This window comes from Oceanicella actignis (genome assembly GCF_008124525.1).
In the GTDB taxonomy this organism is placed as follows: domain Bacteria; phylum Pseudomonadota; class Alphaproteobacteria; order Rhodobacterales; family Rhodobacteraceae; genus Oceanicella; species Oceanicella actignis.
Genome location: NZ_VNHJ01000003.1, coordinates 320,978 through 346,677 on the forward strand (window position 1 = coordinate 320,978; position 25,700 = coordinate 346,677).

Consider the following 25,700-nt stretch of genomic DNA (forward strand, 5'->3'; position numbering starts at 1 on the left):
TTATGCGCCACGCCCCCCGGATGATCAACCCTTCATCAACGCAACTTGCCGCGGATCAACCTGCGGCGCGCCGCCTTACCAGCGCAGACGGGCCGCGGCGCCCTTGAACTCGCGCGCCAGGCGCTCGGCCGCATCGCCGCGCACGAATTCGACGCGCGCGCCGTGCTCGGCCGCCAGGTCCAGCACATGGTCGGCCAGCCGCACCTTGCGCGGGGCCTCGCAGATCTTGCGCGCGGGCTCCTCGGCGCCGAACAGCATGCCGTTCTCGCAGCGCCAGACCTCGGCCTCGCATTCCCAGGGCAGGACCAGCACCTCGACCCGGCCCAGCTGCAGCGCGTCGAGCGTCGGGTCAAGCCCCCACACCCCCGGCTGCTCGGCAATGGCGTCGAGCAGCGCGTTCTCGGCCGCCCGCTCGGCCTTCTCGAGCGCGGGGGCGACATGGCGCAGGATCAGCGCCGCGTCGGGTTCGGCGTCCTCGGCCGGGTTCGGCAGCACGGCGGCGACGCGCGCGCGCACGCCGCGCGGCGCGGCCGCCAGGACGACGGCGGTCTCGACCTCGTCGCCGATCAGCACGAGCCGGCCGGCGCCCATCTCGGCCAGCGCCTTTTCAAGGACGCGGCCGAAGCGCGCGTAAAGCTCGCGCTTCTTGCGCTCCAGCTTGACCGTGGCGTGGTCCTTGTTCGAGCCCGACAGATCGGGCGTGGCGCTGGCGCGCACGGCCCCGCTGCGGATGGCCTCGGACGCCTCGCGCAGCTTCGCCCAATCCTCGCCGGCGACGTGGGCCAGCAGGTCGCCGCGCTCGGCCGCCTCGCCCAGGAAAATCTCGAACAGGCGCCAGCGGCCGCCCCCGACATGCAGCGCGGCGGTGCGCTCATGCTCGTCCAGCGCGAACGCCAGCGGCGCGATCCACGGCTCGCCCCAGCGCGCCTCGACACGGCCCTCGCGCAGATCGACCACCGGAAGGGCGACGTTCAGGTCGATGCGCAGGACGCTGGTCTTGCCCAGATGGTTCTGTCGCGCGAACACGGCCAGCGAGCGCGCCTCGGGCCGCTCGGCCGAGAGCGCCTCGATCACGTCATCGGCCAGCGAGCGGCCATGCTCGGGACGCTTGTGGATGGGTTCGATGTCCTTGAGCGCGTTCTTGACCCGCGCGCGCCAGGCGCCGCCGCGATTGTCGGGATTGGAGGGGTCGATGTCGGCGTAGACGGTCAGCGCCGGCGCCTCGACCTCTTCCAGTTGGGCGAATATCCGCGCAACGTCGTCCTTGTGAAGCATGCTCCGCCTCCTCGTTCCTGTTGTCCTTGGTGTGATGACTGCGGCCGCCCGGGAGCGGCCTTGCGACTCGTCCCTCAAATAGGAACGCGGCGGCCGGGCGCAATGATCGGTTTCAGGAAAAACCTTTCGCTTCAGCCCGCCGCATCCTCGGGCGCCTTGGGCGCGGCCTCGCCGCCCTGCGGTTCGGCGGCCGGGGCGCTCTTGCGCGGCCGGCCGGGGCGGCGGCGCGGGCGCGGCGCCTCTTCGCCTTCGGCCGAGGGCTGCGCCTCGGCGGAGACGTTCGCGGCGGGCTGTTCGGCTGCGGGCTGCTCGGCGGGCTGCTCGGGCGCGGCGTCCTGCTGGGCGGCGTCCTGCTGGGCGGCGTCGCGGCGCGGCGCGCGCCGGCGGCGGCCGCGGCCCTCGGCCTGAGGCTGCGATTGGGGCTGCTCGCCGCCCGCCGCGCCGCTCGGGGCCGCGCCGACGGGCGCCTCGGCGGGCTCGACCACTTCGAGCCCCGAGGGCGCGGGCGGCTCTTCGATCGTGCCGTTGAAACCGCCGACGGGGGCGTCGGGCTGCGGCGCCTCGGCCGGATCGCGGCGCTGCTGCTGGTTCTGCTGCTGCTCGCGCGCGGGACGCTGATGCTGCTGGGCGTGCTGCTCGGCGCGCTGCTGCGCCTCGGCCTGGGCCGCGCTCAGCAGACGCGCGTAATGCTCGGCGTGCTGAAGGAAATTCTCGGCCATCACGCGATCGCCCGAGGTCTGGGCGTCGCGCGCCAGCTGCTCGTATTTCTCGATGATCTGCTGGGGGGTGCCGCGCACCTTCCCCTCGGGGCCGTTGCTTTCGAAGACGCGGTTCGCGACGTTGCCCAGGCTCTTGCCCTGACGGTTGTTCTTGCCGCGGTTGCGGTTCGGTTTCTGCGATGCTCTCATCTTGTCTCGGTCTCTGCCCGATTACCTGGACCGGCTCCGCATGGCGCTCGGAGGAGCCGTCGGCGCCCGCGCCGGGGGTCGCGCCGCGGGCCATGTCGCGTTCATCTCGCGGGCAAGGGCGCCTCGCGCCGCTCGTCTGATCCGCCTGTGCGATTGGCTTGCCCACCGCGGCTGCATCGGCGCAAGCAACGCCCCTCCGCCAGCGCCGCCGGTGAGCAGGGCCATGCTATACGGTTTTTTCGCGCCGGCTCAAGTCCGATCTTGCCCGCGCGCGCCATCGGCGGGCGCGCGCAGCTCGATCACGCGCGCGCGCCCGTCCATGTCGCGGTGAAGGCGCGCCGCGCCGAAGCCCTGCGCGGCGAAGATGGCGCGCACCGCCTCCTCCTGCCCGGCGCCGAATTCGAACAGCGCCCGCCCGCCCGGCGCCAGATGCGCCGCCAGCCCCGCCGCCAGCGCCCGGTAGGCGTCCAGCCCGTCGCCGCCGGGGCTGAGCGCGGCCGCCGGCTCGTGCAGCCGCACCTCGGGCGCGAGCGCGTCCATCTCATCGGCGGGAATGTAGGGCGGGTTCGACACGATCAGGTCGAAGCGCTCGTCGCCCAGCGGCGCGAACCAGTCGCCCTGCACAAGGCGCGCGCGCCCCTCGACGCCCACAAGCGCCGCGTTGCGCCGCGCCACCGCCAGCGCCGCCGCCTCGCGCTCGACCCCGACGCCGCGCGCGCCCGGGCGCTCGGCCAGAAGGGTGAACAGGATGCACCCGCTGCCCAGCCCCAGATCCAGCGCGCGCGCGAAGGCCCCGCCCTCGAGCGCGGCGGCGATCAGCGTCTCGGTCTCGGGGCGCGGGTCGAGAACGTCGCCGGTCACCAGGAATTCGCGCCCCCAGAAGACGCGCCGGCCCGTGATGTGCGACAGCGGACGCCGGGCCGCCCGCGCGGCCACGGCCTCGCGGAAGCGGGCGGCCTCGTCCGGCGCCGGCGCCTGGTCCAGCCGGGCGGCCAGCGCCGCGCCGTCCAGCCCCGCCGCCCAGCGCAGCAGCAGCCGCGCGTCGCGCGCCGCGCCCTCGATCCCCGCCCCTTCGAGGCGGCGCGCGCCCTCGGCCAGAAGGGCGGCCCGGGTCGGGGCGCGATCGGGGGCGGCGCTCATGCCTCGTCGCCCGCCAGCAGCTCGGCCTGGCCGGCGGCGGCCAGCGCGTCGATCAGCTCGTCCAGATCGCCGTCCAGCACCTGGTCGAGCTTGTGCAGCGTCAGCCCGATGCGGTGATCGGTGACGCGGCCTTGCGGGAAGTTGTAGGTGCGGATGCGCTCCGAGCGGTCGCCCCCGCCCACCTGCTCCTTGCGCTCGGCGGCGCGGGCGGCCTGAGCCTCGCGCCGGCGCATGTCCAGAAGGCGGGCGCGCAGCACCTGCATGGCGCGCGCCCGGTTCAGGTGCTGCGACTTCTCGGCGCTGGTGACGACGAGCCCGGTGGGAATGTGCGTGATGCGCACCGCCGAGTCGGTGGTGTTGACATGCTGCCCCCCCGCCCCCGAGGCGCGCATCGTGTCGATGCGCAGATCCGAGGCGGGGATGTCGACCTCGACCTCCTCGGCCTCGGGCAGCACCGCCACCGTGGCCGCCGAGGTGTGGATCCGCCCCTGGCTTTCGGTCCGCGGCACGCGCTGCACGCGATGCACGCCCGATTCCCATTTCAGCCGCGCGAACACCCCCGGCCCCTTGACCAGCGCCACCGCCTCGCGAAAGCCGCCCAGCTCGGCCGGGCTTTCGTCGATGATCTCGAAGCTCCAGCCGCGGGCCTCGGCATGGCGCTGATACATGCGCAGAAGGTCGCCCGCGAACAGCGCCGCCTCGTCGCCGCCGGCGCCGGCGCGCACCTCGAGAATGGCCGAGCGCTCGTCCGCCGCGTCGCGCGGGACCAGCGCAAGGCGCAGCGCGCGCTCGACCTCGGGCAGGCGCGCCTCGAGCGCGGCCAGCTCCTCGCGCGCAAGCGCGCCCAGCTCGGGGTCCGAGACCAGGGCGCGCGCCTCGTCGATCTGGCGGCGCAGCGCACGCCAGGCCGCCGCCTGCTCGGCGGCGGGGCGGATGCGGGCGTATTCCTGCGCCAGCGCGGCGAAATCGGCGTCGCCCCCGCCCTGGGCCATGCGCGCCTCCAGCTCTTCGGCGCGGCGCAGGATGCGGTCGATCTTCTCGGCTGCGATCATGCGCCCATTGAGCGCGGCCGGGCCGGCGGGTCAAGCCCCGGGCGCAAGGGGGATTTGCCGGCGCGCGCGCGCGTGGCATGATGAGCCATGCGGCTGCACCTTGGCATATGCGGCGCGGCGGCGCTGATGATAGCGGCGGGCGGGGCCGCGCCCGCGCCCGCCCAGGCGCCGCGCTGGGTTCCGCCGCCGCCGGCGCCGGGGCACGAATACCCGCCCTGCTATTGCACCAATCGCGGGCGCAAGGCGCCGCTGGGCGCGACCGCCTGCCTGACCGTCGGCGGCAAGAGCTTTCTGGCCCGCTGCGAGATGTCGCTGAACAATCCCATCTGGCGCAAGGTGTCGGACCTGTGCCCGACCTCGGCCCTTGCCGGGCCTTTCAGCGCGGCCGCGCGCGCAGCGCCGCCAGCCAATCCGCCACCCGCGCCGCGTTGACGCCCAGATCGCTGCGCCCATAGCGCGAGCGCGAATAGACCGCCAGCGCCGCGCCGCCCGGCGCGGGCAGCGCGCGCGCCGAGACGTAATCGGGAAAACCCATGAGCGCCGAGCGCTGAACATATGTGGCGTGAAGCGCCTCGGGGCCGCCGGCGATGCGCCGCGTGCGCGGCTGCGCCAGCGCAACCGCGTCGAAAGCGGCCATCAGCGCGGCGGGGTCGGCGGCGAAGACCGGCGCCGGCCCGTCCGCGGGCGCCGCCGCGCCGGGCGGCGCCAGAAGGAAATCGTTCGGCGCGCCCGTGCGCTGCGCGCTCAGCGGATCGACATGCCAGCGCGCCGGGTCGTCGGGAACAAGGCGCATCCACAGCGCCGCGGCCAGCGCCAGCCCCGCCAGCGCGGCCAGGGCGAGGCGCGCGCGGCGCCTCACTCGGCCGCCTCGCCCGCGGCGCGGGCCGCCTCCATCTCGGCCGCCTTGCGCTCGACCAGCTCGACGATGCGGTCGATCATGCGCGCGTTCTCCAGCTTGTGATCCGGCACGCCCGCCACATAGACCATGCCCGACCCGGCGCCGCCGCCGGTGAAGCCGATGTCGGTCTCGCGCGCCTCGCCGGGCCCGTTGACCACGCAGCCGATGATCGAGACGGTGATCGGCGCGTGCACATGCGCCAGCCGCTCTTCCAGAATGCTCACCGTGCGGATCACGTCGAAGCCCTGGCGCGCGCAGCTGGGGCACGAGATGATCGTCACGCCGCGATGGCGCAGGTTGAGCGATTTGAGGATCTCGTAGCCGATCCGCACCTCCTCGACCGGATCGGCCGAGAGGCTGACGCGCAGCGTGTCGCCGATGCCCATCCACAACAGGTTGCCAAGCCCGATCGCCGACTTCACCGCGCCCGAGACGCGCCCCCCCGCCTCGGTCACGCCCAGATGCAGCGGCGCGTCCGTGGCGTCGGCCAGCGCCTGATAGGCGGCCGCGGTCAGGAACACGTCCGACGCCTTGACCGAGATCTTGTATTCGCGAAAGTCGTGCTCCTCGAGCAGGCGCGCATGCTCGAGCGCGCTCTCGACCATGGCCTCGGGGCACGGCTCGCCGTATTTCTCGAGCAGATGCCGCTCGAGGCTGCCGCCGTTCACGCCGATGCGGATCGAGCAGCCATGATCCTTGGCCGCCTGCACCACCTCGCGCACCCGCGCGGGCGAGCCGATGTTGCCCGGGTTGATGCGCAGGCACGCCGCGCCCGCGCGCGCCGCCTCGATGGCGCGGCGGTGGTGGAAGTGGATGTCGGCGACGATGGGCGCCGGGCTGGCCTTGCAGATGGCCTTGAGCGCGGCGGTCGATTCCTCGTCCGGGCAGCTGACGCGCACGATGTCCGCGCCCGCCTCGGCGCAGCGCAGCACCTGGTCGATGGTGGCGCGCACATCGGCGGTCGGGGTGTTGGTCATGGTCTGCACCGAGATCGGGGCGTCGCCGCCGACCTCGACCTTGCCGACACGGATCTTGCGGCTCTTGCGTCGCGCGATGTCGCGCCAGGGACGGATGCTCATGCGCAGGCCCTTGCTGATCGGCCGCCCTGCGGGACGGGCGGCGCCTGGCGACCGATATAGGCCCCGCCCGCGGCGCTGTCCACTCGCGCCCCGGGGCGGCTCACTCGAGCGTCAGCCGCGCCTCGGCGCGGGGCGCGGGCGCAGGCGGCGCGCCGGGGTCGGGCAGACGCTCGACCGGGGCGAAGGCGGCGCGGATCGCATCGGGCGCAAGCGTGACGCGCTTGGCCACGCCGCCGGGACGGCCGAGGGGGCCGTAAATGACGTCGTCCACCTGCAGATACACCCCCCCGGCATTGCCCGCGCGCAGCTGGGCGCCTTCGGCGCCGTCGGGCAGGCGGAAGCGCTCGCCCGGCTTGAACACCCGCTGGGCAAGGGTCGATCCGTCGCGCGCGCGAACCCGCAGCCATGCATCGTCGACGGTCAGGATCCACACGCCCTTGCGCCCCTCGGCGCCCTGCGCGGCGGCGGGCGGCTGGGCGGGCCCGGCCGAGACCAGCTCGACGGCGGGATCGGGGGGCGCCGCGGGGGCGGGCCGGTCGCCGGAGGCCGACGCCGACAGGGCCGGCTGATCGCCGGGCGCCGGCGCGGCGGCGGGCGAGGATGCGGGCGATGACGCCGGATCGGCGGGCGTCGCCGCCGCCAGCGCCGCGCGCGGCGCCGAGGGGCGGACGCCCGGCGCGTAAACGCCGGCCTCGTCGGGGTCGATGGCCTGGATGGGACCGTCGCGCAAGGCGACGTCCGGGGCCGAGATGTCGCGCGGCGCGTAAAGCGCGGCCAGCGCCGCCTCGTGCTCGGCGCTGCGGATGGCGCGGGTCTCGGCGAAGGCTTCGAAGGACAGGCTGGGCAAGGCGATGTTGGGCGGCGTCTCGATCGGCGCGGGCGCCTCGGGCGAGGGCGCGATCGCCACGCGCTGCACCTCCTGCAGCACGAACCAGGCGCCGTAGCCCAGACCCGCGGTCAGCGCCGCCAGCACGGCGATCGAGGCGATCGCGCCAAGCGGCACCGCCGGCCCGATGCGCCGCGCGCTGCCGAGCGGCGCGGCCAGGCGGCTGCGCGCGAAATCCGCGTCGCCCTGCCCGCGCCCGCGCACCAGCGACAGAACGCCCTGCCCGGCGGGCGCCGCCGGGCGCGCGGCGGCGGCCGGACCGCGAAAGCCGCTTTCCTCGCAAAAGCGGCGGTAGACCTCGTCCGGGTCCAGCTGCAGATAGCGCGCATAGGCGCGGACATAGCCGGCGACGAACCCCTTGTTCGGGATCACCGAGGGATCGCAGTTCTCGATCGCGTCGATATAGGCGGCGCGGATGCGCAGATCGCGCTGCACGTCCAGCAGCGACTTGCCGAGCGACGCCCGGTGTCCCCGCAGTTCGTCTCCGAGTTTCACCTCGTAGGAATCGAACCCCCGAAGCGTCGGAACCTCATGATCTGGCATCGCTGGCCTGCTCGAAACACCTGCACCGGGGCGCGTTCTGGCGCCTTCTAGAGAGGAGCGCGCGGCGACGCAACCGCCGCGGCTCCGCTCCGTTATACCCGAGCGAGGCGATTCGGGCAGCAAAGCCGGGGCGCGAGGCGGGTAAAACTTGTCGCAAACCCGATCGCGCCCGGCGCCGTCTCAGTAGATGTAGCGGATCTGGTCCGACCAGTAGCGCTCCAGCCGCCGCATCCCGGCCACGACCTGCCCCAGCGAATCGACCCCCAGCTCGGCGTCCTGCAGAAGCTCGGCCGAATGGCGGGCGAACAGCTCGGCGACCACGTCGCGCACCTGCCGCCCCTTCGCCGTCAGGCGGATGCGGACCGAGCGCCTGTCCACGGGGCTGCGCTCGTGATGCAGGTAGCCGCCCTCGACCAGCTTCTTGAGATTGTAGGAGACGTTCGACCCCTGATAGTAGCCGCGCGTCTTGAGCTCGCCCGCCGTCACCTCGTCGTCGCCGATGTTGAACAGCAGCAGCGCCTGGACCGGGTTGATGTCGATGCGCCCCAGCCGTTCGAATTCGTCCTTGACCACGTCCAGCAGCAGGCGATGGAGCCGCTCGACCATCGCCAGAAGTTCGATGTAGCGCAGACCGTGCTCTGATCCGGTCCCCGCCTGCGCCGCCGGCGCGGCGCGCGCGGCTCGTGATGGAAAGCCCATGCGTCGCCTCCTCGATGCCATCCTTGTCTCGCAGCATCGGCGTTCGAGGTTGCCATGCGGTTAACCGGCGCGAAGGCGGGACGCCCCCCAGGCCGCCGCTCGGCGCGGCCGCTCAGCCCGAGTCGGCGGGCGCTTCGGGGCGGCCGCCCGAGGGCAGCGAGACGATTTCGGCGCGCGGCAGCGCGCAGCAGACGCGCGTGCGCCCGTCATCGGTCGAGACGTCGATGCGCGCGCCGCAGCTTTCGGCCAGACGCGAGGCGAGCTCGTGCGCAAGGCCGCGATCTTCGCCCCCGCCCGAAGCGGGCTCTTCGGTCCAGGCGCGGACGCCGTCCTGCGTCACGACGCAGCCAAGGCGAACCGCGCCGCCCGGGGCCGTGTTCTGGATGGCGGCGGTGGCCAGGCTCATCACGATGCGGCGCGAGCGCGCCGAGGCGCCGATCACCGCGGCCGCCGCGGGCTCGGCCGCCTCGGCGTCCAGCCTGACCCCGCGCGCGGCGGCGGCGCGCTCGGCGCGCGCGACCAGGGCGGCGAAGGCCGGCCCCCAGCGGCGCGCGCCCAGCTCGGCCTGCGCCGCCTCGCCCGAGATGTCGGGGGCCATGTCGCCCGCGCCAAGGATCACGGCCTCGACCTCGGCCGCGGCGCGCACCACCGCGTTGACGCAGCCGATGGTGCGCTGGTCGAGCCCCCGCGCCGCCTGCGCGTCGTCCAGCAGCAGGCGGCTGGCGCCGATGATGGCCCCGAGCGGCCGGCGCAGGCGCTCGGACAGCTGCGAGATCAGCGCCGAGCGCACCTCGTCGGCGGCCTCGAGCGCCTCGTTGCGCTCGCGCAGCGCGGCGGCGACGCGCTCGGCGGCGGTGATGTCGGTGAAGGCCGTCAGGATCGATCCGTCGGGAAGGGGCGCGAAGCGCGCCTGCAGCGCGCGCCCGTCCTTCAGGTCGATGCGCTGGGCCCACGCGGTGCGGCTGTCCTCGCGCGCCATCATCTCGAGCAGACGATCCCACGGATCGGGCGCGCCGTCGGTCGGCGGGCGCGAAAGCTCGCGGCAGCGCGCGACCACGTCCGACAGCCGCGCGGGGGCGCCCTCGTCGCCCGGGCGGAAGCCCCAGACGCGGGCGAAGGCCGGATTGGCGAACTGCGCCGCGCCGCTCGGACCGAAGGCGGCCACGGCCTCGTCCAGGCGGTCCATCGTCGCGCGGCGGCGCTTGACTTCGGTCAGATACTTGCGCTCGAGCCGTGCGGTCTCGGTCACGTCCTCGAACAGGAAGGCGACCGCGCCCTGCGGATGCGGGCGGGCGACCACGCGGATCGCGCGCTCGCCGGGCAGGTTCCACATCTCGGCATAGTCGGCGGCGGCGGGGTCGTCGAACAGCGACATGAGCTCGCGCCGCCACGAGGCGAAATCGGCCTGGTCGGGCAGCGCGCGGCTTTCGCGCAGGCGGACCAGCACGTCGGACAGGCCGGGGCGCGAGGCGAGCCAGGCGGGATCGAGCCCCATCAGATCGGCGAAGGCGGGGTTGAACAGCCCCAGCCGGCGCTCGGCGTCGAAGATCGCAAGCCCCACGGAAAGGTTCGCGAAGGCGCCGGTCAGCGTCTCGACGAAGCGGCGCAACGAGGCTTCGGCGTCCACGATCGGCGCCGCGTCGATGCCGTAGCCCAGCTCGGACCCGTCGGGCTGCGGCGCCAGCCGCACGTCGAACCAGCGCCGGCGCCCGGTGGCGGGCTCGAAGGCGCTGCGCCGGCCCTCGGCGCGGAAGGCGCCCTGCCCCTCGGCGCGCGGATCGCCGCTGCGCAGCTCGCGCAGCGCCCCGACCTGCGCCCCGTCTTTCGCCCCGTCCTGAGTCCCGTCCTGCGCCCCGGCAAGCGCGCGATAGGGCGCATTGGCCCAGATCAGCCGCCCCTCGGCGTCGCGCCGCCACATCAGGATCGGCGCGCCGTCGATGATCGCGGCAAGGCGGTCGCGCTCTTCGCGCAGGGCGCGCGCCTCGCGCCGCAGCGCGATCAGCTCGCGCGCCGCGCCCTCGGCGCCGCGCAGGGTCAGATAGGCCCCCGCCCCGGCCGTCAGCCCGGCCAGCTCCCACAGGCGCCCGGCCTCGTCCTGAAGCATCTGCCGGAAGGCGACTCCGCCCTCCTCGAGCGCGTCCAGCGCCCGTTCGAGCGGGCGGGCGTTCTCGGGATCGGCGGGCGAGAGCCCGGCGAACAGCGCCCGCGCCGGCGCCGACCGCCGCAGGCCCAGCCGCCCGCGCCAGCCCAGCCGCGCCCGCGCCGCCGCGTCGAGCGCCCGCGCCCGGCCGTCGCGCAGGCGAAACGTCGCGGCGCCTTCGGCCGCGGCCTTCGCCAGCGCCGGCGGAACCCTTCGCCGGACCCTTCGCGCGCGCCCGAGGGCGACAAGCAGGCTCGCGGCCGCCGCCGCGGCTGCCAGCGCCCAGGGCCAGGGCGCGGCGAAGGCCTCGCTCGGGAACGACGAGATCATGACAAGTCCGACCGTCTGGCCGCGCGCATGCGCGCCTCCTTCTGCTCGTCCGCGGCGGGGCGGCGACGTTCACTCAACCTACAGGAATGTTGATCGTGGTTAAATATTGTTTAAGCCGAAACGCGGATTGTCCTCGGCGCGGCCGCGCGCCGCCTCGAGCGCCGCGCGCCGCCAGGTCGCCGTGACCACCGCGCCCGTCGGGCGCCCGCGCTCGGGATCGGCCGGGGCCTGGGCGCGCGCTTCGGCGTCTGCGGCGTCGGCGAAATGGATGCGCGCGCCCGTGCGCTCGAGCAGCGTCTTGGCGATGAACAGCCCCAGCCCCATGCCCTCGTATCCCGCGCGCCCGGCCGGCGCCGCCGCGGGCCTGGCGCGCCGCCGCACATAGGGATCGCCCAGCCGCCCCAGCAGCTCGGGGCCATAGCCCGGCCCGTCGTCGCCCACGGCGATGCGCAGGGTCTCTTCGTCCCAGTCGACGTCGATCCAGACCGTCGAGGCGGCGAAATCCACCGCGTTCTGCACAAGGTTGCGCAAGCCGTGGATCAGTTCGGGGCGGCGGCGCACCAGCGGCTGCGCGGGGTCCTGCCCCTGGCCGGCGGGGCGGCCGCGCAGGCGCAGGACCAGCCGCTTGCCGCGATCGGCATGCGGGGCGGCGGCCTCTTCGATCACGGCCGAGACGGGGGCCGAACGGATGTGGGTGTCGTCCTTGCCGCCGCGGGCCAGCTCGCGCAGGATCTGACGGCAGCGCTCGGCCTGATCGCGGATCAGCTCGGCGTCCTCGCGCAGATCGGGGCGGTCGTCGAGCTCGCGCGCAAGCTCGCTGGCGGCAAGCTTGATGGTCGCCAGCGGGGTTCCCAGCTCGTGCGCGGCGGCGGCGGCGAGGCCGCCGATGGCGGTCAGGCGCTGCTCGCGCGAGAGGGCCTCCTGCGTTGCGCTCAGCGCCAGGGACATGGCGAAGTTCTCGGCCGTGACGCGGCGCGCATAGGCGGCCAGGAACGCCATCGCCACGATCAGCGCGACCCACGAGCCGGCGACGATCAGCGGCGGCGACTGCAGCGTCGCGCCGTCGGCCAGGCGCAGCGGCCGCGCCCCCAGCGCCAGCAGCGTGACCAGCCCCGCCGCGAAGGCGCCCAGCAGAATCGTCGAGGCCAGCGTCAGCGCGGTGGCCGAGATCACCACCGGCGCGAGGATCAGCACCGCGAACGGATTGCTCAGCCCCCCGGTCAGCATCAGCAGCGCGCCCAGCTGCGCCAGGTCGAACAGCAGGAACAGCAGCGTCTCGCGCTCGGTCAGGCGCTTGTTGCGCGGGTGCACCGCCTGCGCGACGATGTTGACGCAGGCCGAGGCCGCGATCAGCGCCGCGCAGGCGCCGATCGGCAGCTGCACCCCAAGCCAGAGATCGGCGACCAGGACCGCCGCCGCCTGCCCCAGAGCCGCCATCCAGCGCAGGGCGACGAGCGTGCGCAGCCGCACCCAGTCGCCGCGCGCGGCCGCAAGGGCCAGAAGGCCGCCGCCGTCGCTCGGAGCGTCGGCTGGCGCGGCGGCCGGGGCGGCCGATGCGGCGGAGGAGGGTTCGGCATGCATCCCGTTGACTTAGCATCGCGGCGCCGGGCGCGAAAGACGAACCGCCCGACCGGCGCCGCGCGAAACCCGCCGCTTCGGCCAGCGCCGCGCGACGCGCCGTCGGCGCGCCCGGGCCGCGCGGGCAGGCTTGACCGCCGCCCCCTGCGCCATGTCGTGGGACAGGGCGCGGCCGCGAGTTCGAGGCGGCCGCATTCGCCGGCAGCGGGGCTTTCCCCGCGCGGACGGCGCCGATGGAGCGGGCGCCGGGCGGATCGTCCGCACGAGCCCGCGCGCAAGCCATGGGGCGAGGACTTGCGCTGTTGCGCCGTTGCGGGTTGCGAACAGCCCCTGCGCAGGGGCCTTGCACGCGCGAGAACGAGCCGGTCCGCCGGCCCGACGCGGAGAGCCCGCGCGCATGAGCCATGCGCCCCGCATTCGCCGCGCCTCGATCGGCGGTCCGAGCGCCCGCCGCCGCGTGCGGCGGCCCATGCGCCCGCGCCATGCCCGATTCGGGCCCTCGGGCGCGCCCTCGCATCCGGCCAATCGCGCTCCTGCCCGGCGCCGCGCGCTCGGCGCCTGCGCGCCGGAGGACGGGAAGCGACGTCGGCGCCCGGCCCTGCCAGATCGCGGCGCCCATGGGCCCGCCCCGCAGCCGCCGCGGGCGCCCTCGCCAAGCTTCGCGCCGACGGCGCTTCGAGTCGGCGGCGCGGCGCGGGGTCGCGGCCGAGGGTCGCGGGGGCTGGCGCGGCGGGCGCGCGGGCGCCATATCTGCGGCGCAAGGCCCGCGCAGCCCGCGGGCGCGCAGGAAAGTTCAGGAGTTCCGCCATGTCCCGCCGCCACGCCGCCATCATCGCCGCCGCCGCCGTCGCGCTGGGGCTGGGCGCGGGCGCGTGGTTCGCCTTCGGCTCGCGCGGCGACGATCCCTTCGCCCAGTGCCGAACCACGCGGGTCGCCGCCGGCGGCGCCGCCATCGGCGGTCCGTTCGAGCTGATCGATTCGCACGGCCGCACCGTCACCGACGCCCAGATCATCGACCGGCCGACGCTGATCTATTTCGGCTACACCTACTGCCCCGACGTGTGCCCCGTGGACACGGTGCGCAACGCCGACGCGCTCGACATCCTCGCCGAGCGGGGCGTGGACGCGAAGCTGGTCTTCATCACCATCGATCCCCAGCGCGACGATCCCGAGACCGTCGGCGCCTTCGCCGCCAACATCCATCCGCGCATGATCGGCCTGACCGGGTCGCCCGAGCAGATCGACGCCGCGCGCAAGGCCTACCGCGTCTATGCCGCGCGGGCGGGCGACGATCCCGAGGACTACCTCATGGATCACTCGACCTTCACCTATCTGATGGCGCCCGGCGTGGGCTTTCTGGACGTGTTCCGCCGCGACGCGACCCCCGAGCAGATCGCCGACGCCGTCGCCTGCTTCGCCGAGCGCCTGCCCGGCGCGGGCGGCTGATCCCCTCGCCCGGGCGGGGCTTGGGCCGCGCAAGATCCCGCCCCGGCGTTTGACTTGCGCGCGCGAGGCCTTAAAACCCATTCGCAACGCGTAATATCAAATGGCGGAGAGCGCGATGAGCGAAGCGACGGCCGATGCCTCGGGCAAAGCGCCCGGCGAGGACCGCAGCCTGCTGGTGCTGGACGATGACGAAGCCTTCCGCCGCCGGCTGGCGCGGGCGATGGAGCGGCGCGGCTTCGTTCCCGTGATGGCCGAGAGCGTGGCCGAGGGGCTGGAGATCGTGCGCGCCGCGCCGCCCGCCTTCGCCGTGGTCGATCTGCGGCTCGAGGACGGCAACGGCCTTGACGTGGTCGAGGCCCTGCGCGCCGCCCGGCCCGACAGCCGAATCATCGTCCTGACCGGCTACGGCGCCATCGCGACGGCGGTGGCGGCGGTGAAGATCGGCGCCACCGACTACCTGTCCAAGCCCGCCGACGCCGACGACATCGAGGCGGCGCTGATGGCCGAGCCGAACGCCAAGCCCGCGCCGCCCGAGAATCCCATGTCGGCCGACCGCGTGCGCTGGGAGCACATCCAGCGCGTCTTCGAGCTGTGCGACCGCAACGTCTCGGAAACCGCGCGGCGGCTGAACATGCACCGGCGCACGCTGCAGCGCATCCTGGCCAAGCGCTCGCCGCGCTGAAGGCGGCGGCGCGCCCCTCGCGCCCCGCGCAGGTCCGGGATCGGCGCCCGGATCCGCCCGCGAATGGGCGGCGGTCGGCTCAAGCCGCGCGCGCCGGGGCGCTTGAGCGTGGCATGACCGGGCGCGCGCCCGCCCGCGCGCCGCGCCGCGCCGCCGCCCGCCCGGCAAGATCCGCCCACCATGATGCGCCCGCCGGGCTGCGCTCCCGATTTGCGCCCCGGATCCTGGCCCGGCCCGGCCGGGGGCTGCGCCGCCGCCCGGATCGGGCCGAGCGTCCGGCCGCGGCGCCGAGGGCGGCCGCTTGGCCGGCGCAAGGCGCGGCCGGCGCCGGGCCAGGCCGTCACGGCCGCCAAGCCGCGCCTCGCGCCGTCAGGCGGCGGCGGGGCCGAAGGGGGCGTCAGTCTTCGCGCAGGCCGTAGCCGGCGAATCGCGCGCGCACCTCGGCCATCTGCGCCGCGCTCAGCACCGCGGGCGTTCCGATCTGCATCGCCGCCCAGGTCTGGCGCGCAAGCGTCTCGAGCTCGACCGCGCGCCATTCGGCCTTGGCCAGCGTCTCGCCCAGCACGATCACGCCGTGATTGGCCAGAAGGCAGGCCGTGCGTCCCTCGAGCGCGCGCAGCGCCGCTTGCGACAGCGCCTCGCCCCCGAATACCGCGTAGCCGGCGCAGCGCACGTCGTCTCCGCCGAAGGCCGCGACCATGTAGTGCGCGGCCGGGATCGCCATGCGGCACATGGCGAAGGCCGTGGCGTAGGTCGGGTGCAGATGCGCCACGGCGCCGATCTCGGGGCGCGCGCGCAGAATGTCGCGATGGATGCGCCACTCGCTCGAGGGCGGCAGCGGCCCTTGCCAGGCGGGCGGCCCCTCGAGGGCGGTCGAGGCCAGGCTCTCGGCGGTCATGGCGGCGTAGGGGGTGGCCGAGGGGGTGACGATCATCCGCCCCTCGAAACGCGCCGAGACGTTGCCCGACGTGCCCTGATTGAGGCCCGACGCCTCGAAGCGCAGGCACATGGCGATGATCTCTTCGCGCAGCCGTCTTTCTTCGTCGGTCAAGCTCTGCTCCGTGCGTCATGCCCCGGCCGATCCGCGGGCGGCCGAACAGATGTGCCCGTTCGGCGCGCGCGCCTCAAGCCCGCGCAAGGCGCAAGGGCGGCGCGCATCCGCCCGTCCGCCCTTGCGCCGCGCGATGGAACGACGGGACGGCGGCGCGATGCGGCGCCGGCGCGCCAGCAGGACGGGCGCAGGTCCGGGCGGGGCGGCGCGGGCGCCCGCAACGGGCGACGCGACGCCGCGCGGCGGGGGCCGTCGCGCCGCCGCGATCGCCGACGGCGCGGCGATCGCGTCGCGCCCGCTCGGCCAAGCTTCGAGGGGGAGCGTCGAACGACCCGCCGCGGCCGCGAGCCCCGCCCATGCGACGGGGCTTGCGATCACCCTAGCCGGACGCGCCCGCGCGCGGCGAGCGGAGGGCGCTGCGTGCGGCGCTGGCACGGCTTGCGATTCGCCCCATCTTACCGAGCCCGCGCGGCGCGTCAGGCGCGCCGTTGGCGGGATGTTCGGGCGCGACCCCGAGGGACGGCCGGACGGGGGCGCCGGCGCCTCGCCGCGTGGTCGCCCTTGCGCGCGGCCCGGCGCCCCGCCTTCCGGCTGGTGAAAGCCCGCCCCCTTGCGCGGCGCGGCGATCCGCGCGAAGTCTGGGCGCGGCGAAACCGCCGAGGAAACGGACCCGGATGCAGGAGTTCACGGACGCTTTCGGCGCGGCCTTCGCGCTGCTGGCCTCGGGCGATCCCGAGCTGGCCGAGATCGTCGGCCTGTCGCTGCGCGTCACGCTGACGGCGGTGGCCATCTCGTGCCTCGTCGGCATGCCGCTGGGCGCGCTCTTGGCCATTGCGCGCTTTCCCGGACGCGGGGCGGCGGCGGCGCTGCTCAACGCGCTGATGGGGCTGCCGCCGGTGGTGGTGGGGCTGGCGACCTATCTGCTGCTGTCGCGCTCGGGGCCGCTGGGGGCGCTGGGGCTGCTCTACACCCCCGCGGCGATGATCATCGCCCAGACGATCCTGACGCTGCCGCTGGTGGCGGCGCTGACGCGCCAGACCATCGCCGACCTGCATGCCGAGCATGACGAAACGCTGCGCGCCCTGGGCGCCGGACGCTGGGCGACGGCGCTGACGCTGCTGCATGACGGGCGCTTCGCGCTGACCACGGCGGCGCTGGCCGGCTTCGGACGCGCGGCGGCCGAGGTCGGGGCGGTGATGATCGTGGGCGGCAACATCGCGCATGCGACGCGGGTGATGACCACGGCCATCGCGCTCGAGACCGCGCGCGGCGAACTGGCGCTGGCGCTGGGGCTGGGGATGATCCTGCTGGGGATCTCGGCGGCGGTGAACCTGGCGGCCATGGCGCTGCGCGCGCGCGCCGAGCGGGCCGCCCATGTCTGAGCCCGCGTCCAGGCCCGCGGCCGAGCAAGCGGCCGCCCCGCTGTCCGGCCCCGCCTGCGGGCGCCCCGCCGGCGCCCGCGCCGCCGACCGGCCCGCCGAGCCGACCCGCGCCGCAGCCGCGCGCGACCCCTGGCCGGTGCGCCTCGATCGCGTCAGCGTGCGGCGCGGCGGACGCGCGGCGGTCGATGCGCTGACGCTGCGGCTCGATCCGGGCGGCGTGCTGGCGCTGATGGGGCCGAACGGGGCGGGCAAGAGCCTGACGCTGCGCCTTCTGGCCGGCCTCATCGCACCGGACGAGGGCGCGGCGACATGGGCCGGACGTCCCACGCCCCCGCGCGGGGCGGTGGGGGTGGTGTTCCAGCGCCCGGCGCTGCTGCGCCGCTCGACGCTGGGCAACGTGACCCATGCGCTGGCGCTGGCGGGCGCGCCGCGCCGCGCAAGGCGCGCCCGGGCCATGGCGCTGCTGGCGCAGGCGGGTCTGACGCATCGCGCCGACGCCCCCGCCCGCGCGCTGTCGGGCGGCGAGCAGCAGCGCCTGGCGCTGGCGCGCGCGCTGGCCTGCGCGCCGGCGCTGCTCCTGCTGGACGAGCCGACGGCCAATCTGGACCCGCGCGCGACCGCCCAGGTCGAGGCGCTGCTCCGCGAGGTCTGCGCCCAGGGGGTCACGGCGCTCGTGGTCACGCATGACGCCGGCCAGGCCCGGCGCGTTGCCGACGAGGTCGCGTTCCTGCATAACGGACGCCTGACCGAACGCACCCCCGCGCGCGAATTCTTCGCCCGCCCCGCCTCGCCCGAGGGGCGGGCCTATCTGGAAGGCAGGCTCTTGCTGTGAACGCCCGCACCCCGACCCTTCGCGCCGCCCTGCTCGGGGCGCTGGCGGCCATGGCCGCGGCTCTGCCCGGCGCCGCGGCCGCCGCCGAGCAGGACGAGATCATCGTGCAATCGACGACCTCGACCGCCAATTCGGGCTTCTTCGATCAGGTCCTGCCGCAGTTCGAGGCCCGCACCGGGATCAAGGTCAAGGTCGTGGCCGTGGGCACCGGGCAGGCGCTGCGCAACGCGGCCAATTGCGACGGCGACGTGGTGCTGGTTCATGCGCCCAGGGCCGAGGCGGATTTCGTCGCCAAGGGTCTTGGCGTGCGGCGCCATCCGCTCATGAGCAACGACTTCGTCATCGTCGGGCCGGCCGCCGACCCCGCGGGCATCGCCGGCATGCGCGACGCGGCCGCCGCCATGGCCCGCATCGCGGCCGCCGGCGCGCCCTTCGCCTCGCGCGGGGACGACAGCGGCACGCACAAGGCCGAGCGTCGGCTCTGGCGCGCGGCCGGGCTCGACCCCGACCCGGCGACCGACCGCTGGCTGCGCGAGCTGGGGGCGGGCATGGGCGCGACGCTCAACGCCGCCGCGGGCATGGGCGCCTATGCGCTGACCGACCGCGCCACATGGCTGGCCTTCGCCAACAAGGCCGATCTGCGGATCATGGTCGAGGGCGACCCGCGGCTGCTCAACCATTACGGCGTCATCCTGGTCAATCCCGCCCGCTGCCCGAACGTGAACGCCAAGGCCGGACAGGCCTTCATCGACTGGCTGCTGTCGGCCGAGGGGCGCGCGGCCATCGCCGGCGCGCGCGTGCATGGCGCGCAGCTGTTCCGCCCCGCCGAGCCGCAGGAGAAAACCCGATGAGGAACCCCGCATGACCCCCCGCGTTCTGGTGCTCAACGGCCCGAACCTGAACCTTCTGGGCCGCCGCCGACCCGAGATCTACGGCGCGCAGACCCTGGCCGACATCGAGGCCGCCTGCCGCGAGCGCGCCCAGGCGCTGGGTCTTGCGCTCGACTTCGCCCAGTCGAACGCCGAGCACGAGCTGATCGACCGCATCCACGCCGCGCGCGAGACGGCGCAGGCCATCGTCATCAACCCCGCGGCCTACACCCACACCTCGATCGCCATCCTCGACGCGCTCGAGACCTTCGAGGGCCCGGTCGTCGAGGTGCACCTGTCCAACATCCACAAGCGCGAGCCGTTCCGCCACCGCTCCTACGTCTCGCTGCGCGCGGATGCGGTGATCGCGGGATGCGGCGCGCAGGGCTACGAGCTGGCGCTCGAGCGCGTCGCCGCGCTGTTGCGCGGCTGATCCGGCGGGCTTGACAGCGGCGGTGCGGGCGCGCCCTGATCGGAGCCGGGCCGCGCGCGGCGCCGGACGCAGCCCCGGCCTCGGCCCCCGCGCCGGCCCCGCTCGCGGCCCGATCGCCGCCCGGCCCCCAGCGCCGCGCCCGGCGCCCGTCCAGACCGCACCGGAGCCCGCCATGCCCGCCGCCCCGCCCACCGCCCCGCCCGACCGCGCCGCCCCGCCAGAACCGCCCGCCCGGCGCCGCCCGGCGCCCCGCCCGCCCGGCATCCGCCGCCGCGGCGCCGCCGCCGCGCTGCGCGCCGCGGCCGCCGCCCTCGCCGCGCTGCCCGCCCTGGCCGCGACCGGGGCCGAGCTGCGCGTGCCCGCCGGCCCCCAGGCCGAGGAGCGCTTGCAGGCGGCGCTCGAGGCGGCGCGGCCCGGCGACGTGGTCATGCTCGAGGCCGGGCGCTATGCGCTCGGGCGGGGCCTGTCGCTGGGCGCCGACGGCGCGACGCTGGAAGGCGCGGGGGCCGGGGCCACCATCCTGTCCTTCGAGGGCCGGGAGGCGGGCGAGGCGGGGCTGCTGGTGAGCGGCGACGACGCGATCCTGCGCGGCTTCGCCATCGAGGACGCCGCGCCCGCCGCCCTGAGGGTGCGCGGCGCGAACGGCGTCGCGCTCATCGGCATCCGCGTCGCGCGCGGCGCGGGCGGCGCGCCGGCCGACGGGATCGTGCTCGAGCGTGCCGGCAACGCGCTCATCGACGGCGTCGCGGTCGAAGGGCCGTGGCGTGCGGGCGTCCGCATCGATCGCGCGCGCAACGTTCTGCTGCGCGGCAGCCGCATCCGTGGCGCGCAGACGGGGGTTGCGCTGCTCGATTCGAGCGCGGTGGACGTGGTCGACAACGCGCTGTCGGAAAACCGGATCGGCATCGCGATCGCCGCGCGCCCCGACGCCGCCGGACCGCAAGGCGCCGGGTCGGAAACGGCCGCGGGGGACGGCGAGGAACCCGACGGCGCCGCGTCGGAGGGGGCCGGGGATGCGGGACCGCGGGCGGGGCGCACGCGCGTGCTGCGCAACCGCATCCGCGCTTCCGGCGCGGCCGGGCGCCCCGCCTCGGCCGCCGATCCGACCCTCGCCCCGACGCCGGCCGGCGCCGGGCTGGCGGTTCTGGGCGGCGTGCGCGACGTCGAGATCTTCGAGAACGACTTTGCCGAGAACCGGGGCGCCAACGTCCTGATCCTGGCCCATCCCGAAGCCGACGATTCGGCCGCCGCGGCCTTCCCCACGCGGGTGCATGTGCATCATAACGCGTTCGCGCCCGCGGGGACCCCGCGCGTCGAAGAGGGCTCGCTCGCCGCCCTGCTGATCGAGGCGCTGGGCGCGCCGCTGCCGGACGTGACCTGGGACGGAGCCATGCCGCGCTGGAGCTATTTCCTGCTGGGCCAGGACGCCGAGGACAGGATCTCGGTGCATGACAACGCCCATGCGCCGGGCGCGCGAGGCTTTGGAAACGCGCATCTGATGATGCGCCGCCTTGCGCCGTGGCTGCACCGGCCCGATTTCGGCACGGCGCAGCTCGCCCCCGGCCTTGCGCCGCTTCCGGCGGCGCGCGTGATCGTGCGCGGCCAAGACGTCGCGGCGCAAGCGCCGTCGGCGGAACCGGCCGCCGCGCGCTAGCGGGCGCAGGCGCCCCCGGCCGCGCAGGCGGCGCGGGGCGGGCGCTCGGCCCCTTGCGGCGCCTTTGCCGCCCGCGCGGCATGGGGCGGATCGGGCGGCGTGCGCGCCGGGCCCGGACCGCGGCGCGGGCGCGAGGGGCGCGCGGCGGCCGGCCCGGGCGCCCGCGCCCCTCGCGCGCGGTCAGCCGAACTCGACCATCGCCGCGCCCAGAGCGATCAGCGCCATCAGCCCGGCGCGCGCAGGGCCCACGCGCTCGCCCAGGAACAGCCAGCCGATGAGCGCGGCGAACAGCGTCGAGGTCTCGCGCAGCGCCGCCGCCTCGCCCACCTTGTCCAGCCGCGTGGCCAGCATCACCGCGCCGAAGCTGACATAGGCGATCGCCGCCCCCGCCAGCGCGCGCAGCGCCAGCTGCCCCGGCGCCGGCGGCGGCCAGGCGCCCCGGCGCATCCGCCACAGCGCCAGCGCGGGAAACGCCCAGCCGTCGATGACGAAGAACCACGCCAGAAAGGTGAACGGATCTTCGGCCAGCCGCACGCCCCAGGCGTCATAGGTCGTGTAGGCCGCGATCATCAGCCCCGTCAGCGCCGCCAGCGCCAGCGCCGGCGCCATGCTGGCGCGCGCCGCCGCATCCGCCCGGCGCAGATTGAGCGCCGCCAGCGCCATGATCGCGCCCGACAGCACCGCCGCGCCGGCCCATTGCCCGGGGCGCAGGGACTCGTGAAACACGACCCCCGCCAGCGCCGCCGTCGCCAACGGCCCGACGCCGCGCGCCACCGGATAGACCACCGTGTAGGCGCCGCGCGCATAGGCCATGGCCTGGAACAGCTTGTAGACGGTGTGGATGAGCCACGCGCCGCCCAGCGCCGCCCACAGGCCGGGCGTGGGCCGGGGAACCAGCCACAGCGCCGCCGGCAGCGCCATGAGCATGTAGCAAAGGTCGATCGCGCCGCGCGTCAGCCAGGGATCGTGCCGCCCCTTCTGCAGCGCGCCGAAGGCGGCATGCGCCAGCGCCGACAGCAGCGCCAGCCCCAGCGCCGCCTGCGCGCCGGCCTCGGTTCCCTCGATGGCGCGGATCCACTCGGCCGGCATGGGGACGGCGTCACTCCGCTCCGGTCAGGGCGCGGGCGAACTCGTCGGGATCGAAGGGCTGAAGATCGTCGATCCCCTCGCCCACCCCGATCGCATGAATCGGCAGCCCGAAGCGGTCGGCCAGCGCCACCAGAACGCCGCCGCGCGCCGTGCCGTCGAGCTTGGTCATCACCAGGCCGGTGACCTTGCCCACCTCGCGGAAGATCTCGACCTGGGTCAGCGCGTTCTGCCCCGTCGTCGCGTCCAGCACCAGCAGGGAATCGTGGGGCGCGTCGGGGTCCCTCTTGCGCAGCACGCGCACGATCTTCTCGAGCTCGGCCATCAGGTCGGCGCGGTTCTGCAGCCGCCCGGCGGTGTCGATCATCAAGAGGTCCACGCCCTCGGCCTGGGCGCGGGCCAGCGCGTCGAAGGCCAGCGAGGCGGGGTCCGAGCCCTCGGGCGCGGTCAGCACCGGCACGCCCGCGCGCTCGCCCCAGATCTGGAGCTGCTCGACCGCGGCGGCGCGGAAGGTGTCGCCCGCCGCGATCATCACCGACTTGCCCGCCTGGCGGAACTGGCTGGCCAGCTTGCCGATGGTGGTGGTCTTGCCCGAGCCGTTGACCCCCACCACGAGGATCACCTGCGGCCGCGCCCCCGTCAGGCGCAGCGGACGCGCGACGGGTTCGAGCACGCGGGCGATCTCGTCCGCCAGAAGGCGCTTGATCTCGGAGGCGGTCAGGCGCTTGCCGTAGCGGCCCTCGGCCATGCGCGCGACGATCCGCGCCGAGGTCTCGACGCCCATGTCCGAGGCGATCAGCAGCTCTTCGAGCTGCTCGAGCATCTCGTCGTCGAGCGCGCGGCGCGGCTCGGCGGCGCGGCCCAGCAGCCGGCCCAGAACGCCCGCCCCGCGCGCGCTCGCGCCGGCCTCGGCCGCGGGCGCGGCGGGGGGGCTGTCGGGCGCTGTCCGGGATGCGGCGTCGGGCGCGGTCCGGGATGCGGCGTCGGGGGCGGTCCCGGCTTCGGCTTCGGGGGCGGCGCCCTCCTCGACGATCGCCTCCAGCCCCTGCTCGATCCGGGACGACGACTTGAACAGGCGCGACTTGAGCTTGTTGAAGAAGGACATGGGGTCTCCGATCTGCGGTCCGTGGATCCGCGGCCGGCGCCGGCGGCGCGCGATTTCACATAACCCGCCCCCCGCGCCAAGAAAAGGGCGCGCCCGGCCCGCCCCGCTCAGGCTGCCAAAAGGCGCCCGTCGCGCACGCCGACGATGCGCGCCTCGACCACGGCGCCGACGGGGCGATCCTCGGGGAACAGGATCTCGGCGAAGCTTTCGCCGCGCCCGATGCGGGGCGATTCGACCAGCGCCCGGTGCGCGCGCCCAACCTGCGCCGCCAGCCAGGCGTCGCGCGCCGCCTCGCCCTTGGCGCGCAGGCGCGCGGCGCGCTCCTTGACCACGGCGCGCGGCAGCTGGGGCATGCGCGCCGCCGGCGTGCCCTTGCGCGGGCTGAAGGGAAAGACATGCAGCCAGGTCAGCCCGCACTCGTCCACGAGGCGCAGCGAGTTCTCGAACATCGCCTCGGTTTCGGTCGGGAAGCCCGCGATCAGATCCGCGCCGAAGACGATGTCGGGGCGCGCGCGCCGCAGCGTCTGGCAAAAGCGGATGGCGTCCTCGCGCAGGTGGCGGCGCTTCATGCGCTTGAGGATCATGTCGTCGCCCGCCTGCAGGCTCAGATGCAGATGCGGCATGAAGCGCGGCTCAGAAGCGGCGGCCTCGATCAGGGCCGGGTCGGCCTCGACCGAGTCGATGGACGAGATGCGCAGCCGCGGCAGGTCGGGCACGAGGCGCAGGATGCGCTGCACCAGCTCGCCCAGCAGCGGGCGGCCGGGCAGATCGGCGCCCCAGCCGGTCATGTCGACGCCCGTCAGCACCACCTCGTTGTAGCCCTGATCGACCAGGCGGCGGATCTGCTCGACCACCTGCCCCGCCGGCGCCGAGCGCGAATTGCCGCGCCCATAGGGGATGATGCAGAAGGTGCAGCGGTGGTCGCAGCCGTTCTGGATCTGGACATAGGCGCGCGCGCGCGTGCCGAAGCCGTCGATCAGGTGGCCGGCGGTCTCGGTCACGGACATGATGTCCTCGACCAGGATCTTTTCCTCGGGCGGCGCGAAATCCGGCGCGCTCAGCCGCGACCAGGCGGCGGGGGCCATCTTCTCGGCGTTGCCCAGCACCAGGTCCACCTCGGGCATGGAGGCGAAGGTCTGCGGCTCGGTCTGCGCCGCGCAGCCGGTGACGACGATCCGCGCGCCGGGATTCTCGCGCCGCAGCTTGCGGATGCGCTGGCGGGCCTGGCGCACGGCTTCGGCGGTGACGGCGCAGGTGTTGACCACCACCGCGTCGTGCAGCCCGGCCTCGGCGGCCAGCTTCTTCATCGCCTCGGTCTCGTAGGCGTTGAGGCGGCAGCCGAAGGTCTCGAACACCGGGGCCGCGGAAGGGGCGGGCGGGCGCGCGCCGCCTTCGGCCGCGGACGGGGCGGCGAGCGGATCCGCGCCCGAGCGCGGCGCGGGGCGCGGGGCGCTCATGCCGCGCCCCCGGCGCCGGAAGGCGCCCCGGCCCCAAGCGCGCCGGAAGGCGCCTCGGCCCCAATCGCGCCGGCGGGCGCCCCGGCCCCAAGCGCGCCGGCCAGGAATTCCGGGCTCAGCCGCCCCTCGAACACCAGCGCGGCGGGGCCGGCCATGACCACGCCCTCGTCGCGCCAGTCGATCTGCAGCGCGCCGCCGTCCAGCAGCACCTCGACCCGGCGGCCGCTCAGCCCGCGCCGCGCCGCCGCCACCGCCGCCGCGCAGGCGCCCGACCCGCAGGCCAGCGTCACGCCCGCCCCGCGCTCCCACACGCGCATGCGGATGCGGCCGGGCGAAAGGACCTGGACGAACTCGACATTCGTGCGTTCGGGAAACAGCGGGTGGCGCTCGACGGCGGGGCCGAGACGCTCGAGCGCGACCGCCTCGGCGTCGTCGACGAAGAAGACGCAATGCGGGTTGCCCATGCCCACGGCCGAGGGCGCGCCCTCGATGGGCAGCGCGTCGATGTCGGCCGGCCGCGCCAGCGGGATCGCGGTCCAGTCGAGCACGGGCGCGCCCATGTCGACCTCGATCAGCCCGTCGGGACGGCGGCGGCAGGCCAGCGGCCCGCGCTCCGAGCGCAGGATCAGCGCATCGGCGCCGCTTTCCTCCATCAGCAGCCGCGCGACGCAGCGCGTGGCGTTGCCGCACGCGCCCGCCACCCCGCCGTCGGGGTTCCAGAAGACGACGCGCGCCGCCTCGTCCGGGCGGTCGGGGTCCAGGATCTCGGCCAGCTGGTCGAAGCCCACGCCGAAATGCCGGTCGCCCAGCGCGCGCGCAAGCGCCGGCGTCACGCGCGGGGCGCCCGCGCGCGCGTCGATCACCACGAAGTCGTTGCCCAGCCCGTGCATCTTGCGGAACGGGACGGGGCGAAGGTCGAGCCCTGGCTTCATCATGGCCGAGCATATACAACCGCGCGCCCGCCGGCGCCAGCGCCGCCGACGCATGGCCGACATGCGCGCGGCTCGGACGCCCCCGCACCGCGCGGGCGTTGGCGCGCCGGGCGCGGCGCGACGGCTTCCGCCCCCCCGCGCCCCCCGCGCCCCCGCGCGCGCCTCGCGCCGCCGCGGGATCGGCCCGGAACCATGCGCCCGACCGCCGCCCCCGGCCCGTCGGCAAGCTTGCGACGACCTTGG

23 protein-coding genes are annotated in these 25,700 nt (G+C 75.3%); 8 read left to right on the forward strand and 15 right to left on the reverse strand.

Translation table 11 applies throughout. The features are described from left to right. Positions 1-75: 75 nt before the first annotated feature. From LY05_RS06745 to prfA, 4 genes are all read right to left on the reverse strand, one after another. Positions 76-1,275 carry a baeRF10 domain-containing protein gene (locus LY05_RS06745; RefSeq protein WP_148922582.1) on the reverse strand — a complete coding sequence of 400 codons (1,200 nt, stop codon included), beginning with the start codon at positions 1,273-1,275 and terminating at the stop codon, positions 76-78. Between the two features lie 131 nt (positions 1,276-1,406). Beyond that, positions 1,407-2,183: a DUF4167 domain-containing protein gene (locus tag LY05_RS06750; RefSeq protein ID WP_148922583.1), complete on the reverse strand. Its 777-nt coding sequence runs from the start codon at positions 2,181-2,183 to the stop codon at positions 1,407-1,409. Between the two features lie 249 nt (positions 2,184-2,432). Next, the gene (gene prmC, locus LY05_RS06755) at positions 2,433-3,323 is read right to left on the reverse strand and encodes a peptide chain release factor N(5)-glutamine methyltransferase (protein WP_072746007.1); all 891 of its coding nucleotides are present in this window, start codon (positions 3,321-3,323) and stop codon (positions 2,433-2,435) included. After that, on the reverse strand, positions 3,320-4,375 hold the full coding sequence (prfA, locus tag LY05_RS06760) for a peptide chain release factor 1 (RefSeq protein ID WP_148922584.1): 1,056 nt from the start codon (positions 4,373-4,375) through the stop codon (positions 3,320-3,322). The genes prmC and prfA overlap by 4 nt, the downstream gene beginning before the upstream one ends. Before the next feature lie 87 nt (positions 4,376-4,462). On the opposite strand from prfA, the gene LY05_RS06765 reads away from it, so the two are divergent. Continuing rightward, positions 4,463-4,807 (forward strand): hypothetical protein, encoded by a 345-nt coding sequence (locus LY05_RS06765; protein ID WP_148922585.1) that lies wholly within the window; start codon positions 4,463-4,465, stop codon positions 4,805-4,807. Here the strand turns inward: LY05_RS06765 and LY05_RS06770 are convergent. From LY05_RS06770 to regB, 6 genes are all read right to left on the reverse strand, one after another. Beyond that, positions 4,752-5,234 carry a DUF1499 domain-containing protein gene (locus tag LY05_RS06770; protein WP_249041875.1) on the reverse strand — a complete coding sequence of 161 codons (483 nt, stop codon included), beginning with the start codon at positions 5,232-5,234 and terminating at the stop codon, positions 4,752-4,754. The genes LY05_RS06765 and LY05_RS06770 overlap by 56 nt on opposite strands. After that, positions 5,231-6,352: a flavodoxin-dependent (E)-4-hydroxy-3-methylbut-2-enyl-diphosphate synthase gene (gene ispG / locus LY05_RS06775; protein ID WP_072746010.1), complete on the reverse strand. Its 1,122-nt coding sequence runs from the start codon at positions 6,350-6,352 to the stop codon at positions 5,231-5,233. Before ispG ends, LY05_RS06770 begins: the two co-directional genes overlap by 4 nt. Before the next feature lie 100 nt (positions 6,353-6,452). Further along, positions 6,453-7,781, reverse strand: coding sequence for a helix-turn-helix domain-containing protein (locus tag LY05_RS06780; protein WP_148922586.1), 1,329 nt, complete (start codon positions 7,779-7,781; stop codon positions 6,453-6,455). A 180-nt stretch (positions 7,782-7,961) separates the two neighbouring features. Then, positions 7,962-8,480 carry a MarR family winged helix-turn-helix transcriptional regulator gene (locus LY05_RS06785; protein ID WP_211356285.1) on the reverse strand — a complete coding sequence of 173 codons (519 nt, stop codon included), beginning with the start codon at positions 8,478-8,480 and terminating at the stop codon, positions 7,962-7,964. A gap of 112 nt (positions 8,481-8,592) precedes the next feature. Next, a complete protein-coding gene (locus LY05_RS06790; RefSeq protein ID WP_148922588.1) occupies positions 8,593-10,950 on the reverse strand; it encodes a PAS-domain containing protein in 2,358 nt (785 codons plus the stop codon). Positions 10,951-11,049: 99 nt separating this feature from the next. After that, positions 11,050-12,531, reverse strand: a complete 1,482-nt coding sequence (regB, locus tag LY05_RS06795; protein WP_148922589.1) for a sensor histidine kinase RegB — start codon at positions 12,529-12,531, stop codon at positions 11,050-11,052. A gap of 804 nt (positions 12,532-13,335) precedes the next feature. Here regB and LY05_RS06800 point away from each other — a divergent pair. Beyond that, positions 13,336-13,974 (forward strand): SCO family protein, encoded by a 639-nt coding sequence (locus LY05_RS06800; RefSeq protein WP_072746014.1) that lies wholly within the window; start codon positions 13,336-13,338, stop codon positions 13,972-13,974. A gap of 115 nt (positions 13,975-14,089) precedes the next feature. Continuing rightward, positions 14,090-14,656 (forward strand): ActR/PrrA/RegA family redox response regulator transcription factor, encoded by a 567-nt coding sequence (locus LY05_RS06805; protein ID WP_072746015.1) that lies wholly within the window; start codon positions 14,090-14,092, stop codon positions 14,654-14,656. A 397-nt stretch (positions 14,657-15,053) separates the two neighbouring features. On the opposite strand, the gene LY05_RS06810 is transcribed toward LY05_RS06805, so the two are convergent. After that, entirely contained in the window at positions 15,054-15,707 is a 654-nt protein-coding gene (locus LY05_RS06810) for a class II aldolase/adducin family protein (protein ID WP_148922590.1), read from the reverse strand. Positions 15,708-16,381: 674 nt separating this feature from the next. Between LY05_RS06810 and LY05_RS06815 the strand changes: the two genes are divergently transcribed. The 5 genes from LY05_RS06815 (at position 16,382) to LY05_RS06835 (ending at position 20,877) form a co-directional block, all read left to right on the forward strand. Continuing rightward, positions 16,382-17,089 carry an ABC transporter permease gene (locus LY05_RS06815; RefSeq protein ID WP_072746016.1) on the forward strand — a complete coding sequence of 236 codons (708 nt, stop codon included), beginning with the start codon at positions 16,382-16,384 and terminating at the stop codon, positions 17,087-17,089. After that, positions 17,082-17,921 carry an ATP-binding cassette domain-containing protein gene (locus tag LY05_RS06820; protein WP_170258870.1) on the forward strand — a complete coding sequence of 280 codons (840 nt, stop codon included), beginning with the start codon at positions 17,082-17,084 and terminating at the stop codon, positions 17,919-17,921. The genes LY05_RS06815 and LY05_RS06820 overlap by 8 nt, the downstream gene beginning before the upstream one ends. Positions 17,922-17,971: 50 nt before the next feature. Beyond that, entirely contained in the window at positions 17,972-18,772 is an 801-nt protein-coding gene (locus LY05_RS06825) for an ABC transporter substrate-binding protein (RefSeq protein WP_148922631.1), read from the forward strand. Positions 18,773-18,782: 10 nt separating this feature from the next. Next, a complete protein-coding gene (gene aroQ, locus LY05_RS06830; RefSeq protein WP_148922591.1) occupies positions 18,783-19,223 on the forward strand; it encodes a type II 3-dehydroquinate dehydratase in 441 nt (146 codons plus the stop codon). Positions 19,224-19,395: 172 nt separating this feature from the next. After that, positions 19,396-20,877: a right-handed parallel beta-helix repeat-containing protein gene (locus tag LY05_RS06835; RefSeq protein WP_148922592.1), complete on the forward strand. Its 1,482-nt coding sequence runs from the start codon at positions 19,396-19,398 to the stop codon at positions 20,875-20,877. Between the two features lie 180 nt (positions 20,878-21,057). Here the strand turns inward: LY05_RS06835 and LY05_RS06840 are convergent, their stop codons facing one another. The 4 genes from LY05_RS06840 to dapF all read right to left on the reverse strand — a co-directional run bounded on the left by LY05_RS06840 (position 21,058) and on the right by dapF (position 25,457). Further along, a complete protein-coding gene (locus LY05_RS06840; RefSeq protein ID WP_072746019.1) occupies positions 21,058-21,966 on the reverse strand; it encodes an EamA family transporter in 909 nt (302 codons plus the stop codon). 10 nt (positions 21,967-21,976) lie between these two features. After that, entirely contained in the window at positions 21,977-23,068 is a 1,092-nt protein-coding gene (ftsY, locus tag LY05_RS06845; protein ID WP_072746020.1) for a signal recognition particle-docking protein FtsY, read from the reverse strand. A 107-nt stretch (positions 23,069-23,175) separates the two neighbouring features. Continuing rightward, positions 23,176-24,525 (reverse strand): tRNA (N(6)-L-threonylcarbamoyladenosine(37)-C(2))-methylthiotransferase MtaB, encoded by a 1,350-nt coding sequence (gene mtaB / locus LY05_RS06850; protein ID WP_083581092.1) that lies wholly within the window; start codon positions 24,523-24,525, stop codon positions 23,176-23,178. Continuing rightward, a complete protein-coding gene (gene dapF, locus LY05_RS06855) occupies positions 24,522-25,457 on the reverse strand; it encodes a diaminopimelate epimerase (protein WP_249041884.1) in 936 nt (311 codons plus the stop codon). Before dapF ends, mtaB begins: the two co-directional genes overlap by 4 nt. Positions 25,458-25,700 lie beyond the last annotated feature (243 nt).

Bases quoted from the DNA above. Each gene is read 5' to 3' on its own strand.
- LY05_RS06745 (WP_148922582.1), bottom strand. From the start codon at position 1,275: ATGCTTCACAAGGACGACGTTGCGCGGATATTCGCCCAACTGGAAGAG.
- LY05_RS06750 (WP_148922583.1), bottom strand. From the start codon at position 2,183: ATGAGAGCATCGCAGAAACCGAACCGCAACCGCGGCAAGAACAACCGT.
- prmC (WP_072746007.1), bottom strand. From the start codon at position 3,323: ATGAGCGCCGCCCCCGATCGCGCCCCGACCCGGGCCGCCCTTCTGGCC.
- prfA (WP_148922584.1), bottom strand. From the start codon at position 4,375: ATGATCGCAGCCGAGAAGATCGACCGCATCCTGCGCCGCGCCGAAGAG.
- LY05_RS06765 (WP_148922585.1), top strand. From the start codon at position 4,463: ATGCGGCTGCACCTTGGCATATGCGGCGCGGCGGCGCTGATGATAGCG.
- ispG (WP_072746010.1), bottom strand. From the start codon at position 6,352: ATGAGCATCCGTCCCTGGCGCGACATCGCGCGACGCAAGAGCCGCAAG.
- LY05_RS06780 (WP_148922586.1), bottom strand. From the start codon at position 7,781: ATGCCAGATCATGAGGTTCCGACGCTTCGGGGGTTCGATTCCTACGAG.
- LY05_RS06785 (WP_211356285.1), bottom strand. From the start codon at position 8,480: ATGGGCTTTCCATCACGAGCCGCGCGCGCCGCGCCGGCGGCGCAGGCG.
- LY05_RS06790 (WP_148922588.1), bottom strand. From the start codon at position 10,950: ATGATCTCGTCGTTCCCGAGCGAGGCCTTCGCCGCGCCCTGGCCCTGG.
- regB (WP_148922589.1), bottom strand. From the start codon at position 12,531: ATGCATGCCGAACCCTCCTCCGCCGCATCGGCCGCCCCGGCCGCCGCG.
- LY05_RS06800 (WP_072746014.1), top strand. From the start codon at position 13,336: ATGTCCCGCCGCCACGCCGCCATCATCGCCGCCGCCGCCGTCGCGCTG.
- LY05_RS06805 (WP_072746015.1), top strand. From the start codon at position 14,090: ATGAGCGAAGCGACGGCCGATGCCTCGGGCAAAGCGCCCGGCGAGGAC.
- LY05_RS06815 (WP_072746016.1), top strand. From the start codon at position 16,382: ATGCAGGAGTTCACGGACGCTTTCGGCGCGGCCTTCGCGCTGCTGGCC.
- LY05_RS06820 (WP_170258870.1), top strand. From the start codon at position 17,082: ATGTCTGAGCCCGCGTCCAGGCCCGCGGCCGAGCAAGCGGCCGCCCCG.
- LY05_RS06825 (WP_148922631.1), top strand. From the start codon at position 17,972: ATGGCCGCGGCTCTGCCCGGCGCCGCGGCCGCCGCCGAGCAGGACGAG.
- aroQ (WP_148922591.1), top strand. From the start codon at position 18,783: ATGACCCCCCGCGTTCTGGTGCTCAACGGCCCGAACCTGAACCTTCTG.
- LY05_RS06835 (WP_148922592.1), top strand. From the start codon at position 19,396: ATGCCCGCCGCCCCGCCCACCGCCCCGCCCGACCGCGCCGCCCCGCCA.
- LY05_RS06840 (WP_072746019.1), bottom strand. From the start codon at position 21,966: ATGCCGGCCGAGTGGATCCGCGCCATCGAGGGAACCGAGGCCGGCGCG.
- ftsY (WP_072746020.1), bottom strand. From the start codon at position 23,068: ATGTCCTTCTTCAACAAGCTCAAGTCGCGCCTGTTCAAGTCGTCGTCC.
- mtaB (WP_083581092.1), bottom strand. From the start codon at position 24,525: ATGAGCGCCCCGCGCCCCGCGCCGCGCTCGGGCGCGGATCCGCTCGCC.
- dapF (WP_249041884.1), bottom strand. From the start codon at position 25,457: ATGAAGCCAGGGCTCGACCTTCGCCCCGTCCCGTTCCGCAAGATGCAC.